The organism is Acinetobacter calcoaceticus (assembly GCF_051947995.1).
Taxonomy (GTDB): Bacteria; Pseudomonadota; Gammaproteobacteria; order Pseudomonadales; family Moraxellaceae; genus Acinetobacter.
The window spans coordinates 37,514-51,340 of sequence record NZ_JBLVVH010000009.1; the positions used below are offsets into that span (position 1 = coordinate 37,514).

Consider the following 13,827-nt stretch of genomic DNA (forward strand, 5'->3'; position numbering starts at 1 on the left):
GTATTGTCATTTAAACAACTTACAATGCTTGATCATTATTTAACACATTGTATCGTTGCTTATGCTATTTTGAATGAGCAACATACAACTGAATAGCTACAGAGTTTTGCTAAAAAAATATAACAGATTACTTAGCTCGTCCTTATCTGTTATAAAAAAACAAGAAGAAATTGTATCTACTCATATACAGCAGAAGGCTGGATGATGAATAAAACTTAAAAAGGTTTTAAATACGCCAAAACAGTTTTAAAGCTGTGGTGATTTTGAATCATTTAAGCTCATTCTTTTCACATTTTCCTAGCGACTGCTTTACTCGTCTGTTATAGGAGAGGATATATGGATCTCGGTCTCACTGCTTTAGAATTAGCCCGAATACAGTTCGCCTTTACTGTTTCATTTCACATTATCTTTCCAGCAACCTCAATCGGTTTGGCCTGTTTTCTGGCTATGCTGGAATGGAAATGGCTTCGCACCCAAAACCCGATTTATAAAGATCTGTTCAAGTTCTGGATCAAAATCTTTGCCGTTGCCTTTGGTATGGGTGTCGTTTCCGGTGTGGTGATGAGCTATCAGTTTGGTACCAACTGGAGTGAATTTTCCCGAATCGCGGGAAGTGTTACAGGCCCCTTGCTCACGTATGAAGTATTGAGTGCCTTCTTTCTGGAAGCAGGCTTCCTTGGCATCATGCTGTTCGGGTGGGGACGGGTCAGTCCCAAGGCACACTTTTTTGCCACCTTGATGGTTGCCATCGGTACCTGTATTTCCATGTTCTGGATCCTGTCTTCCAACAGCTGGATGCAAACCCCGCAAGGATTTAGCATTGAAAACGGGATTGTGATCCCTACTGACTGGTGGGCGATTGTTTTCAATCCATCCTTCCCTTATCGCTTGGCGCATATGGCGGCGGCGGCATTTTTAGTCTCGTCACTTCTCGTGGTGGGTACTGCTGCATGGCATTTAATTAAGGGCCGTCGCGATGAACTGGTCAAAAAATCATTTTCGATGGGCCTATGGATGGTTCTGGTCACGTCATGTCTGCAAGTGGTGATTGGTGACAATCATGGTTTAAATACCTTAAAGCACCAGCCCGCCAAACTGGCAGCCATTGAAGGACACTGGGAAACCAACCATAACGAATCCATGCCACTCTTGCTTTTCGCCATTCCGGACATGGACAAAGAGGAAAATCTGTATGAAGTCGGAATTCCGCACCTCGGCAGCCTGATCCTGACCCACTCGCTGGATGGAAAAGTCACAGGTTTAAAAGATTTCGCTCCTGAAGACCGTCCCAATGCCACCATTGTGTTCTGGAGTTTCCGGGTCATGGTCGGTCTGGGCATGCTGATGGTATTGCTTTCACTGGTTGCTTTATGGCTGCGTAAAACCGGCAAACTGTATGGCACTTCATGGTTTCACAAGTTTGCTTTCGTCATGGGACCAGCAGGTTATATCGCCCTGCTTGCAGGCTGGGTCACCACTGAAGTCGGACGCCAGCCCTGGGTGATTTATGGCGTGATGCGCACCAAAGATGGTCTGTCGCAGACCGTTACCGCCGATCAGGTCGGCATCAGTCTGATTATTTTTGTCGGGGTCTATACCATCGTTTTTGGTAGCGGTATTTACTATATGCTGAAACTGCTGAGAAAAGGTCCTGAATTTATTGATGCGATCGAACCTGAACCTGCAGGCCCCGGTCATTTCAAAACACCGATGCGCCCACTGAGTGCTGTTGATGAAAGTATTGACGGGCAAGATCAAAACAAGGAGAAACACCATGATTGATTTATCTCTGATCTGGGTCGGTATTATTGGTCTGGGCGTACTGATCTATGTGGTGCTGGACGGTTTTGATCTCGGCATTGGCATCCTGTTCCCCTTTATTAAAAACCGTGAAGAGCGCGATGTGATGATGAATACCGTCGCGCCCGTCTGGGATGGGAATGAAACCTGGATGGTACTTGGTGGTGCAGGCTTATTTGCTGCTTTTCCACTGGTCTATTCCACCGTGCTTTCTGCCTTGTATATGCCAATTACCTTGATGGTGATTGCATTGATTTTCCGTGGTGTCGCCTTCGAGTTCCGCTTTAAGGCCAATCGTACCAAGCATTTATGGGATCTGGCCTTTATCTGGGGCTCGGTCTTGTCCAGCTTCTTTCAGGGCGTGATTCTCGGGGCGTATATTCAGGGAATCCAGACGACCAACGGGATTTTCTCAGGGTCGGGTCTGGACTGGCTAACCCCTTTCGCACTGTTTACCGGACTGGGTGTGGTGGCCATGTATGCAGCACTGGGTTGTGGCTGGCTGATTATGAAAACAGATCACGAATTACAGGACCAGATGTATCGGTTAATGCCGAAGCTGATCATCCTGTTATTTGTGGTGTTTGCCGGGGTCAGTCTTTATACCCCGCTGACTCACCCTGAAATTGCAGCACGTTGGTTTGCCTTACCAAATCTGCTGTATTTTAGTCCTGTACCGGTTTTGGTGTTGCTCTTTACTGCCTTGATTTTAAAAGCATGTCAAAAGCGTCAGGATTTAAAGCCATTTATCTACACCCTGGCACTGGTATTTTTGGCCTTCACTGGTTTTGTCATTAGTTTATGGCCGAATATTATTCCACCAACGGTTACGATCTGGGAAGCCGCAGCCCCTGCTTCCAGTCAGAAATTTGCGCTGGTCGGTGCAGTGATTCTTATTCCGATCATCATTGCCTATACCATCCTTTCCTACTGGGTATTTAGAGATAAGGTCCGTGTCGGTGATGCAGGTTATCACTAAGGAGAAAGGTGCATGAAAATAAAATCTCAGCATTTAAGTTCAACGCAATGGTTTATAATCTTATGGTTACTTGGATTTTTTGCACTCGCCATAATTGCTGGTCTATTTAGACTGCTATTGATGTTTGCTTATTAGAACGATGTATGGAGCAGCCTTTTTATCAAGGCTGTTCCATTTTCACGGATCAACCCTATTTTATGTATAAATCAGAACAGTTAGCGCATAACCTGAAACTTCTCATTGAAAACGGGACATGGAAACCGCATACCAAACTGCCATCTTTACGTGAACAGGTCCAGCGCTCAGGCTTTAGTCTCATTACTGTCATGAATGCGTATCAGGAACTGGAAGCACAAGGCCTGATTTATTCAAAAGAAAAGTCTGGTTATTTTGTCGCTGAGCAAAGTCATATCCAGATTCCGCAAGCCTATTCAGTGGTGTCTTTAAATCCGAAGATTGAAATTAACTCGCTGGTTTTTAAATATCTTAAATCGATTCAATCCAAACACGTCAGTCCATTAGGCTCTGCTTTTCCGGACAGCCAGTTGCTCTATCCACCCAAACTGATTCAGATCATGGGGCAACTTTCCCGTAATCGGCAGAGTTATGATCAAACCACCAATCTGCCGCCTGGCAATTTAGCGCTCAGAAAGCTAATCGCGCAACGCTATTGTATGCAAGGCATCCCCACGGATGCAGATGACATTGTCATTACATCTGGTGGTTTGGAAGCCCTGAATCTTTCGCTGCAAGCGATTACGCAACCAGGCGATTATATTTTGTTGCAGCAAACCATTTTTTATGGAGCCTGGCAGGCTGCAGAGCGTTTAGGACTCAAGGTGATCACCATTCCTGAGCATCCGCAATATGGCTTTGATATAGAAGCCTTTGAACAGGTCATTAAAAATTATCCGATCAAAGTGTGCTGGTTTATGCTCAATGCACATAACCCGATCGGATTCACGGTCAGTGAGGAAATTAAATATAAAATTGCCAAACTATTGCATGAGCATCAGATCCATTTAATCGAAGATGATGTCTATGAAGAACTGTTTTATGGCAATCATAAACCTTTGCCGATGAAGTATTTTGACCAGCAAAATTTGGTGCTGCACTGCTCTTCTTTTTCCAAAACCCTAGGTTCAGGTTTCCGTATGGGCTGGGTCTATGCAGGCAAATTTTCCGAGCATATTCAGCATTTACAATTGATGAGCACCATTTCAGCCAATGCGCTGATCCAGAATGCACTGGTTGAGTTTCTCTCTCATCATCATTATGAAAAGCACCTCAGAACGCTCAGACGGGCTTTGGAAAAGAATAAAAAGCAGTTCTTTCAATATCTCAAACAGCATTTACCCAAAGGCTGTAAGGTCTACAATTATCCAAGTGGCTATTTTCTCTGGATTCAATTGCCCGATAAAGTCAACAGTATGAAAATCTATGAACAGTTAATCCAGCAACAGGTCGGCGTTGCCCCCAGCCCTTTATTTAATGTATTGCCCTCGCATCAACATTTTATCCGTATGAACTGTTCTTTTGAATGGACGGATCAGATTCAGCATTCACTGGAACTTTTTATTGTAACGGTTCAGTTGGCGATGTCGGATGAATCGGCCTTGGACAAATAGCTTTTCCGATACTGACTGGGTGTTTCCCCAAACATCTTTTTAAAAGCACGAATGAAATTGGTGGCTTCTTCATACCCCACTAGAGCTGCCACATCCTGAATAGTATATTGTGGCTGTTGCAGTAACTTCCTGGCTTGATTAAACCGAACATCCGCCAGAATCTGTAAGAACGTCGTTCCTTGTGCCTGTAAATGCCGCTTGATGGTTCGTTCAGACATATTCAAACGCTGCGCAATTAAAGGCAAGCTTGGATAAGCACTGCCGCCCTTGTACAACAATTCGGAGCGAATGCTTTTCTGTAGATCTCGGCTGTTGTGTTTGGATAATTTCAGCTTGTCATTTTCGCAATAGGATAGTGCCTGCTGAAAAGCAACCTGATCTGCATTCGGGTTTTTACATTGCAGATATTGCTTGGGAAAACGTAGACCATTACGCTGCTGATTAAAATGCATCCTGATCTGAGCAAGATCAATCGTTTTATAATTCTGTGCATCGGTCCAGTCAACAAAGACCTCACAGCTTGCAGCAAGCTTTTCGGAAAATAGACCAAGAAAATGAATTGCACCAAAAAGTAGACTCTCGATTAAAAAAGCTCTTAATTGATTTGATTGCTGCTGATCGCCAAACTTAACAGGGTGTACATCATTCAAATGCACATAGACTACATCCCCATCAATATTCCTTTCAGGAATAAAATTTTGGATCCGGGTACAGAAATACTGCTGGCAAAGACTTAGAGCCGTCTCGACGTCCGGACAACTCAGGAACGCAAACCCTAAGGCTCCATGCGACGTCGGACGTAATTTAAAGCCATATTCAATACCCAGACGTGGATTGCCCGTCAGTCTTAACGCATTGACCACCAGTTTTGACCATTGATGCGCACTCATTTTGGCATCGGCTTGTTGCATTTCTACAAGCGTTAACCCTGTCCCGGTCAACACTGTTTCAGCATCAACAGCATAATCATGCACAATTTCTAATAATAGGTGTGCATAAGACACCGAGATGGTTTCCTGAAACAATCCAAACGGATCTCGCATGACATATCCATTGTCCTAAAATGATCATCAATATGGCATAGTCTCCCCTATGGCGCGAGTCCTTTATTCGAAATAATAAGTCGAAAATAAATCACGAATACAAAAAGGAGTCACTTAAATGGTCACCATGAGACTTGATCAGCAACAGTCCATTTATGTCTTGACCTTGATCAATGGCGAACAGGACAACGTCTTAAATCAAGACGTGCTGAATGAATATATCGAGGTCTTTGATGAAATTGAACGTCATTCAGATAATGCCTGTCTGGTGATCCAAAGTGACCATCCCAAAACGTTTTGTAATGGTTTGGATCTTGCATGGCTCATGCAGCAATCCATGCAAGATAAAAAAGCCTTTACCTTACAACTGGAAAATATGCTGTTGCGTCTGGCCTTGCTCAACCTGCCTGTCATTACAGAAATTAATGGTAATGCTTATGCTGGTGGCGCAATTCTGGCATCGGCTTGTGATTTTCGGTTTATGCGCGCAGATAAAGGGCGGTTTTGCTTTCCCGAGGTCAAACTGACCATTCCCTTTACTGATTGCATTGCTGAAATTGTGCAACTCCTTCCCAATCAACATGCGATTTGGGAAATGTCGTTAACAGGTAAAGCAATGACTGGACCCGAATGTTTAAATGCACAGGTTGTTCATGAGATTCATCCTGCCGAGACATTAAATGCAGAAGTATTTAAATTTGCCGAAGAGATGTCACAAAAGCATCGACCAACCTATGCCGTAATGAAACGTCAGTTACGTCATCGTATTGTTGAGATAGCCAAACAGCGACAACTCTACAATCCAGAAAAATTTGCACACCCGTTTATGATTTAAATCAGTTTTTATAACAATGCGAGCATAGGATAATTACATGAACAACATGCAAGGAAAAACCATTTTTATTACGGGCGGCAGCCGCGGAATTGGCAGAGCGATTGCACTAAAAGCTGCACAAGCTGGGGCAAATGTTGTGATTGCAGCCAAAACCGAAGTTGAAACAGCAAAGTTGACAGGTACCATTTATAGTGTCGCCGAAGAGATTGAAGCCGCTGGTGGTCAGGCGCTGCCCTTACTTTTAGACGTGCGCGATGAGCAGCAGATTTATACAGCCATGCAACACGCGGCCAAGAACTTTGGTGGTATTGATGTACTGATTAACAATGCGGGTGCGATTGCATTGACCGGTGTGGAAGCCACTTCCTTAAAACAATATGACCTGATCCAAACCATTAACCACCGTGCGACCTTTATTTGTGCCCAAGCAGCGCTCCCATTTTTAAAGCAGGCTCCACATCCACATATTCTGAGCTTATCCCCGCCTGTGAACATGTCTCCCAAATGGTTGGGGATGCTCTCGCCTTATGCACTATCCAAGTATGGGATGACGATTCTGACTTTAGGTATGGCAGAAGAGTTCCGTCACTATGGTATTTCCTGTAATACCCTGTGGCCCGAGACCTATATTGCCACAGCAGCGGTTTCAAAAAATCTGGGGGAGGAAAATACGCGACAACTCAGCCGCAAACCCGAAATCATGGCCTATGCAGCTTTTGCGATTTATACAACGCAAAAAGGAGAACTCACTGGACAAAGCCTGACCGATGAACAAGCGTTGGCACGTATCGGAATGACTGATTTTGCGCAATATGCCTGTGTCAGTGGCAATACCCAGCTACAGAAAGACTTTTTTCTGGATTAATTCAACCATAAAAAAACGACCTTAAAACATGCGTCTTAAGGTCGTTTCAAAAGCACAGCTCAATTAGCCAGGGAAGATACCACGCTCTTTACGTGCTTTTAAGATACGCTCACAACCCAAGATAAAGGCCGCTGTACGTAAGGTACATTCTTTTTCACTTGATTTATGCCATACATCGTTAATGGCTTGAATCATTAGCTTGTCGAGTCTTTCGTTAATTTCTTCTTCAGACCAGAAGTAGCTCGACATATCCTGAACCCATTCGAAGTAAGATACGGTTACACCACCCGCATTACAGATTACATCAGGAACAACCGTGATGCCACGTTCAACCAGGATGTCATCTGCTTCTGGATAAGTCGGGCCGTTCGCGCCTTCAAGAACCAGTTTTGCCGATAAGTTTTTCGCACGTTCAACCGTGATCTGGCTTTCTAAAGCAGCAGGGATCAGGATATCCATGTCTACAGTCCAGAACTCTTCATCGCTGATGACCTGAGCACCTTCAAAACCACCCACACCTTGATGAGTTTCCATGTAGGTTTTTAATGCAGCGAGATCAATCCCTTCAGGATTATAAATCGTACCGGTATGATCCTGAATGGTCACGATTTTAGACTTTGAATCACCGAATAGATATGCAGCTTCACTACCCACGTTACCAAAACCTTGAACCGCGATTTTAGCGCCTTCTAAAGGTAATTTAATTTTTTCAGCAACTTGCTGACCTGTGATAAATACACCACGGCCTGTTGCCTTGATACGACCCAGCGAACCGCCAAGATGTACCGGTTTACCCGTTACCACACCTGTTACCGTATGACCTTGACCAGATGAATAGGTATCCATGATCCAGCCCATCACGTTTGGATTCGTCCCTACGTCAGGTGCAGGAATATCTTTTTGTGGGCCAATAATATGGCTGATTTCACTGGTATAACGGCGTGTTAAGCGTTCTAATTCACGTGGAGAAAGCTGACGCGGATCAACACGGATACCACCTTTTGCACCGCCGAATGGTAAATTCACCACCGCAGTCTTAATTGTCATCCATGCTGAAAGAGCCATTACTTCATTTAAATCTACATCTGGGTGATAGCGAATACCGCCTTTACCCGGACCACGTGACAAGTTGTGTTGTACACGATAACCTTCAAAATGACGGATAGTGCCATCGTCCATAACAATTGGCACGTCAACGATCAAAGCACGTTTTGGGCGCTTTAATGTATCCACATAACCTTCTAGACCTTCTAGATATGGAGCAACACGCTCGATCTGTTCAAGATAGGTTGCCCATGGACCGTCATTTTGAGAGACATAAGATAAATTAGACATGTTTTAACCTTTTGATGAATTCACATGATCCATCAATCAAATATGTAGTTAAAAATTATATAAGCGGCTAACTTGGCAGTTCTACTGTCCAAATCAAACCGTGGATTACATTCCGCCACATCAAAAACTTTAATCTTTCCGGTTTCCTTAATGGCCTCTAGTAATGGGTCAAAGACTGATAAATCAATTCCTTTTACCGCAGGTGCACTTACACCTGGAGCAATGCTAGCACTAAATACATCAAGATCAACTGTAATATACAAATAGTCAACTTTTCCGATAAAAGCACTGATTTTTTCGAGTAAAATTTCAACGTTTTTCGGTTGTAATTCAAAGTCGTAGATATAACTGCAATTTAGTCGATCTGCCGTTTCAAAAAGGACTCTAGTATTTGAGTGCTTTGCTACCCCGATACACAGATAATGAAATTCTTGCTGATGCTGTTCAGACAGTCTTGCTGCATTTAAAAAAGGCGTACCTGAGGTGACATGTTCCGCTTCACGCAAGTCAAAATGGGCATCAAAATTGATGATACCGATTTTCTTATTCGGCTCATGATTTTGCAGGTATTGAAACAGACCTGAAAAGCTACCAAAAGCCACTTCATGACCACCGCCCAAAACAATCGGTTTCATGCCCTGTTTTAAGCTGCGTTCAACCTGATCTGCCAATTCAGCCTGTGCCTGTTCCAGTTTGCCATTGTCACATACCACTGTGCCCAGATCTGCAATTGTTACCGCTTGATGGACAGGCAAGTTTGCCAATTGTGCCCGAATCATATCGGGGGCATCGGCTGCACCTAAACGGCCTTTATTGCGTTTCACCCCTTCATCGGAACTAAAACCGATCAAAGCGAATGACGCGTGCTGCTGCGTATTGACCACCTGATGGAGACGTAAATGTGCTTCACCATCACCATCGTGTCGTCCTTGCCATTTAAATGAGTGATTCATTATCAATACCACGCTTTAAAAATAAGCCTAGGCTTAGATCGAAATTTCATTGCCATGCTGAATGATACGTTTTGGCAAATCGCCACCTAACCAGTAAACGATTTCTGACGGATGCTCGATGTCCCAGGCAACAAAATCTGCCACTTTGCCCTGCTCCAGACTGCCATGCGTGTCTTGCAAGCCCAATGCATGTGCTGCATGAAGGGTTACCGCAGCTAAAGTCTGTTCAGGGGTTAAACGGAATAAGGTACTGCCCATATTCATCATTAAACGCAAAGATAAAGCTGGCGATGTACCCGGATTTAAATCACTGGACAAGGCAATCCGCACACCATGTTGCTGTAAGCTCTGCAATGGCGGATACTGGGTTTCTCTCAAGAAATAAAATGCGCCTGGCAATAACACTGCAACCGTCCCCGCAGCAGCCATGGCTTTCACATCCTCTTCTGTCATAAACTCTAAATGATCTGCCGACAAAGCCTGATAACGCGCGGCCAAACTTGAGCCACCGAGCGAAGAAAGCTGTTCTGCATGCAGCTTGATGGGTAGATTTAAAGACTGGGCTGTTTTAAAGACGCGCTCAACCTGAGCAGGAGAAAATGCCAGATATTCACAAAAGGCATCCACTGCATCAATCAGACCTTCCTGATGCAATTTAGGCAGCATGTCATTACAGATATGCTCAATATACGCATCGCTTTGATCCTGATATTCAGGCGGCAAAGCATGCGCTGCCAAGCAGGTACTGCGAACCGTCATTGGCAGTGTTTCTGCAATCTGACGAATCACACGCAGCATTTTACGTTCGTTGGCGTAGTCCAGACCGTAACCTGATTTAATCTCAATGGTGGTGACCCCATCTTTGAGCAGGCAACGAACACGCTTCAGTGCTGATGCCAGCAACTGTTCTTCACTTGCTTCACGCGTGGCACGAACCGTACTGGCAATTCCGCCACCACTCGCCGCGATCTCGGCATAACTGACACCTTGTAAGCGTTTTTCAAACTCAACACTACGGTTGCCGCCAAATACACTATGGGTATGACAATCAATTAGGCCGGGAGTCACCCAAGCACCATTCAAATCAATGGTTTCGGAATAAGCATCGGCAGGAACATCGTCAAAGGTTCCAATCCAGTGGATATGCTGCCCCGAAGTGACCATTGCAGCATGTTCAATACTGGAATATTGCCCATTTTGCATGGTGGCAATATGACAGTTTTTCCAAAGCTTTTTCATTCACATTTCCTCTCACTGCTCAGGCAGGATAAGTACCTGAGCAGTTTGATCTTTAGCTTTCCATTTCGATATTTTGTTGCAAGCTTGAACTTTCTTTTACCGTATCTTTCTTCGGCTTCACCCAGATGTTATAAGCAATCCAGAGTAGAACTAACCAGGTTGCACCGACATAAATTGCAGGTCGTGAGTCCGGGAAATACCCCATCATGGCTAGAATGAACAGCATGAACGCAATTGCAAATGCAGGGGCATACGGCCAGCCAATGACTGGGAAATCCAGTGCCTTGATTTCTTCTTTCGATAATTTACGACGCATCGCAACCTGAGAAAGCAGAATCATCAGCCAGACCCAAACGGTTGCAAAAGTCGCGATTGAAGCAATGATGATGAAGACATTTTCTGGAATCAGATAGTTCAGCAAGACACCGATCAACAACACGCCTGCCATCACCACCACGGTCATCCAAGGCACACCATTTTTCGAAATTTTCTGGAATACTTTTGGCGCTTGTCCACGGTTTGACATCCCGTACAACATACGTCCGGCACCAAACACATCGCTGTTAATTGCCGAAATTGCAGCTGTGACCACCACAATATTCAAAATTGTCGCAGCAGATTTAATCCCCAGATTTTCAAAAATCTGTACAAATGGACTGCCCTGACTGCCAATCTGATTCCATGGGAAAATCGACATCAATACAAAAATCGTCAATACATAGAATAATAAGATACGTACTGGAACCGCATTAATAGCACGGGGAATCGAGGTTTTAGGATCCTGAGACTCACCCGCAGTCAGACCGATAATTTCAATCCCACCAAAAGCGAACACCACCACAGATAAACAGGCAACCAAACCTGCAATACCATTTGGCATAAAGCCATCATGAATCCATAAATTTTGAATACCTGTGGTAAAGCCACTGTGGTCCGCATGGAAACCGTAGAACATCAATCCCAAACCACCAACAATCATGGCTACAATGGCAGTGACTTTGACGATGGAAAGCCAGAACTCAAGCTCGCCAAAGACCTTGACATGAATCAGGTTGATTGCACCCAAGAACATGATCAGTGACAAAATCCAGATCCAGCGTGGCACATCGGGATACCAGAATCCCATATAGATCCCAAACGCTGTCACATCGGCAAGTGCAACGATGATCATTTCGAAAACGTAGGTCCAGCCGGTGGTAAAACCTGCAAGCGGGCCAATATATTGAGAAGCATAATGACTGAATGAACCTGATACCGGGTTGTGTACCGCCATTTCACCGAGTGCGCGCATCACGATATAAATTGCAATCCCTGCAACAATATATGCGAGTAATACGGACGGGCCTGCCATTTTGATGGCAGTGGCCGAACCGTAAAAGAGTCCTGTCCCAATGGCTGAACCCAATGCCAAAAAACGAATATGGCGGGTGTTTAGCCCCCGCTGTAATGTGGAGTGCTGTGACATTATAATCTCCAATCCTTGAGGAAATTTAGTTAGATTCGGCCACTCCATGTGACCGATTTATTGATCACACTTCAGACAAACTCGGTAATAGCCTCGGAATGAGTAATTCGTTCAGGCAACCACTCGCGAGCAATTCACTTGCCTGCTCGATATCTGGCGCGAAGAAACGATCTTCACTGTAGTAAGGCACTTGATCACGCAACACTTTACGCGCACGCTCAAGTTTTGGAGAACTCTTCAATCCTTCACGGAAATCAAGGCCCTGACATGCACCTAGCCATTCAACTGCAAGGATGCCGCGAACGTTGTCAGCCATATACCACAAGCGTTTCCCAGCATTCGGTGCCATGGAAACATGGTCTTCCTGATTTGCAGAAGTCGGTAAACTATCAACACTGGCAGGATGTGCAAGTGCTTTATTGTCACTTGCTAACGCAGCGGCTGTTACTTGAGCAATCATGAAGCCAGAATTGACTCCACCATTGGCAACCAGGAACGGCGGCAACTGTGACATGTGACGGTCCATCATCATGGAAATACGACGTTCAGACAATGAACCGATTTCTGCAATCGCCAATGCCAGATTATCCGCTGCCATGGCAACAGGTTCTGCATGGAAGTTACCACCCGAAATCACATCGCCTTCAGCAGCAAAGACCAATGGGTTATCCGATACCGCATTTGCTTCGATTTCCAGTACTTCTGCCGCTTGACGGATCTGGGTCAAACACGCCCCCATCACCTGTGGTTGGCAACGTAATGAGTACGGATCTTGAACCTTGCTGCAATCTTCATGTGAATGAGAAATTTCACTTGATTCAGTCAACAAGTCACGATAAGCCGCAGCCACATCAATTTGACCACGTTGACCACGCACTTCATGAATACGTGCATCGAATGGCGCGCGCGAACCCAACATGGCTTCAACGCTTAAACCACCGCACACTGTTGCAGCAGCAAATAAATCTTCTGCTTCAAACAGACCACGTAAAGCATAAGCGGTTGAAACTTGCGTACCGTTTAACAGTGCCAAACCTTCTTTCGCCGCTAAAGAAATTGGCTCTAGTCCTGCAATTTTAAGTGCTTCAACTGCCGGCAACCATTCACCTTTATAGCGTGCTTTACTTTCGCCTAATAATACCAAAGACATATGTGCCAGTGGCGCCAAGTCACCTGAAGCACCAACAGAACCTTTGAGTGGAATATGCGGATAAACTTCAGCATTGATCAACGCCAGAATGGCATCAATCACTTTACGGCGAATCCCCGAAAAACCACGTGCCAAGCTATTTGCTTTAAGCAACATAATCAGACGTACCATCGCATCATCAAGCGGCTCACCTACGCCAGCAGCGTGTGACAGTACCAATGAGCGCTGTAATTGCTCTAGGTCTTCTGGTGCAATTTTAGTTGATGCAAGTAAACCAAAACCGGTATTGATCCCGTAGGCAGTACGGCCTTCATTCACGATTTTTTCGACACAAGCAACACTTGCATTAATGCCAGCAGAAGCGCTGTCATCGAGTTTCACTTTGATTGGATTTAAATAAGCGTGGCGCAGATCTGCTAAGCTAAGTTTGCCGGGTTGAATTAGAAGTTCCATTGTTGGCGTCCTGTTTTGCACTCTATTGTTCGCTTACGATGCTGTTTACACAATTGCAAAAAGCATCGTAATGTCCTTGTCT

The 13,827-nt window shown here is 44.8% G+C and carries 11 protein-coding genes; 5 read left to right on the forward strand and 6 right to left on the reverse strand.

Annotation, left to right across the window (positions count from 1 at the left end):
- The first annotated feature begins 336 nt into the window (after positions 1-336).
- The 3 genes from ACNQO6_RS15405 to ACNQO6_RS15415 all read left to right on the forward strand — a co-directional run bounded on the left by ACNQO6_RS15405 (position 337) and on the right by ACNQO6_RS15415 (position 4,407).
- Positions 337-1,782: a cytochrome ubiquinol oxidase subunit I gene (locus ACNQO6_RS15405; RefSeq protein ID WP_440209538.1), complete on the forward strand. Its 1,446-nt coding sequence runs from the start codon at positions 337-339 to the stop codon at positions 1,780-1,782.
- Entirely contained in the window at positions 1,775-2,779 is a 1,005-nt protein-coding gene (gene cydB, locus ACNQO6_RS15410) for a cytochrome d ubiquinol oxidase subunit II (RefSeq protein WP_343579908.1), read from the forward strand. The genes ACNQO6_RS15405 and cydB overlap by 8 nt, the downstream gene beginning before the upstream one ends.
- Before the next feature lie 197 nt (positions 2,780-2,976).
- Positions 2,977-4,407: a PLP-dependent aminotransferase family protein gene (locus ACNQO6_RS15415; protein WP_440209585.1), complete on the forward strand. Its 1,431-nt coding sequence runs from the start codon at positions 2,977-2,979 to the stop codon at positions 4,405-4,407.
- Here ACNQO6_RS15415 and ACNQO6_RS15420 read toward each other — a convergent pair.
- Positions 4,368-5,450 carry a helix-turn-helix domain-containing protein gene (locus ACNQO6_RS15420; RefSeq protein ID WP_440209539.1) on the reverse strand — a complete coding sequence of 361 codons (1,083 nt, stop codon included), beginning with the start codon at positions 5,448-5,450 and terminating at the stop codon, positions 4,368-4,370. The genes ACNQO6_RS15415 and ACNQO6_RS15420 overlap by 40 nt on opposite strands.
- 118 nt (positions 5,451-5,568) lie before the next feature.
- Between ACNQO6_RS15420 and ACNQO6_RS15425 the strand changes: the two genes are divergently transcribed.
- Together ACNQO6_RS15425 and ACNQO6_RS15430 are read left to right on the forward strand one after the other, a co-directional pair.
- Complete coding sequence (locus ACNQO6_RS15425) at positions 5,569-6,285, forward strand: enoyl-CoA hydratase/isomerase family protein (RefSeq protein WP_440209540.1); 717 nt, start codon at positions 5,569-5,571, stop codon at positions 6,283-6,285.
- A 37-nt stretch (positions 6,286-6,322) separates the two neighbouring features.
- A complete protein-coding gene (locus ACNQO6_RS15430) occupies positions 6,323-7,150 on the forward strand; it encodes an SDR family oxidoreductase (protein ID WP_440209541.1) in 828 nt (275 codons plus the stop codon).
- Positions 7,151-7,213: 63 nt separating this feature from the next.
- Here ACNQO6_RS15430 and ACNQO6_RS15435 read toward each other — a convergent pair whose 3' ends face one another.
- The 5 genes from ACNQO6_RS15435 to hutH form a co-directional block, all read right to left on the reverse strand.
- Entirely contained in the window at positions 7,214-8,485 is a 1,272-nt protein-coding gene (locus tag ACNQO6_RS15435) for a Glu/Leu/Phe/Val family dehydrogenase (protein ID WP_005286774.1), read from the reverse strand.
- Positions 8,486-8,517: 32 nt separating this feature from the next.
- Complete coding sequence (hutG, locus tag ACNQO6_RS15440) at positions 8,518-9,438, reverse strand: formimidoylglutamase (protein ID WP_440209542.1); 921 nt, start codon at positions 9,436-9,438, stop codon at positions 8,518-8,520.
- Positions 9,439-9,471: 33 nt separating this feature from the next.
- Positions 9,472-10,677: an imidazolonepropionase gene (gene hutI, locus ACNQO6_RS15445; RefSeq protein WP_440209543.1), complete on the reverse strand. Its 1,206-nt coding sequence runs from the start codon at positions 10,675-10,677 to the stop codon at positions 9,472-9,474.
- A 52-nt stretch (positions 10,678-10,729) separates the two neighbouring features.
- Positions 10,730-12,142: an amino acid permease gene (locus ACNQO6_RS15450; protein WP_440209544.1), complete on the reverse strand. Its 1,413-nt coding sequence runs from the start codon at positions 12,140-12,142 to the stop codon at positions 10,730-10,732.
- A gap of 64 nt (positions 12,143-12,206) precedes the next feature.
- Positions 12,207-13,745: a histidine ammonia-lyase gene (gene hutH / locus ACNQO6_RS15455; protein ID WP_440209545.1), complete on the reverse strand. Its 1,539-nt coding sequence runs from the start codon at positions 13,743-13,745 to the stop codon at positions 12,207-12,209.
- Positions 13,746-13,827 lie beyond the last annotated feature (82 nt).

Excerpts from the sequence above, each read along its gene's own strand:
- hutG (WP_440209542.1), bottom strand. The coding sequence starts at position 9,438 with ATGAATCACTCATTTAAATGGCAAGGACGACACGATGGTGATGGTGAA.
- ACNQO6_RS15405 (WP_440209538.1), top strand. The coding sequence starts at position 337 with ATGGATCTCGGTCTCACTGCTTTAGAATTAGCCCGAATACAGTTCGCC.
- ACNQO6_RS15425 (WP_440209540.1), top strand. The coding sequence starts at position 5,569 with ATGGTCACCATGAGACTTGATCAGCAACAGTCCATTTATGTCTTGACC.
- cydB (WP_343579908.1), top strand. The coding sequence starts at position 1,775 with ATGATTGATTTATCTCTGATCTGGGTCGGTATTATTGGTCTGGGCGTA.
- ACNQO6_RS15450 (WP_440209544.1), bottom strand. The coding sequence starts at position 12,142 with ATGTCACAGCACTCCACATTACAGCGGGGGCTAAACACCCGCCATATT.
- ACNQO6_RS15415 (WP_440209585.1), top strand. The coding sequence starts at position 2,977 with ATGTATAAATCAGAACAGTTAGCGCATAACCTGAAACTTCTCATTGAA.
- ACNQO6_RS15430 (WP_440209541.1), top strand. The coding sequence starts at position 6,323 with ATGAACAACATGCAAGGAAAAACCATTTTTATTACGGGCGGCAGCCGC.
- hutH (WP_440209545.1), bottom strand. The coding sequence starts at position 13,745 with ATGGAACTTCTAATTCAACCCGGCAAACTTAGCTTAGCAGATCTGCGC.
- hutI (WP_440209543.1), bottom strand. The coding sequence starts at position 10,677 with ATGAAAAAGCTTTGGAAAAACTGTCATATTGCCACCATGCAAAATGGG.
- ACNQO6_RS15420 (WP_440209539.1), bottom strand. The coding sequence starts at position 5,450 with ATGCGAGATCCGTTTGGATTGTTTCAGGAAACCATCTCGGTGTCTTAT.
- ACNQO6_RS15435 (WP_005286774.1), bottom strand. The coding sequence starts at position 8,485 with ATGTCTAATTTATCTTATGTCTCTCAAAATGACGGTCCATGGGCAACC.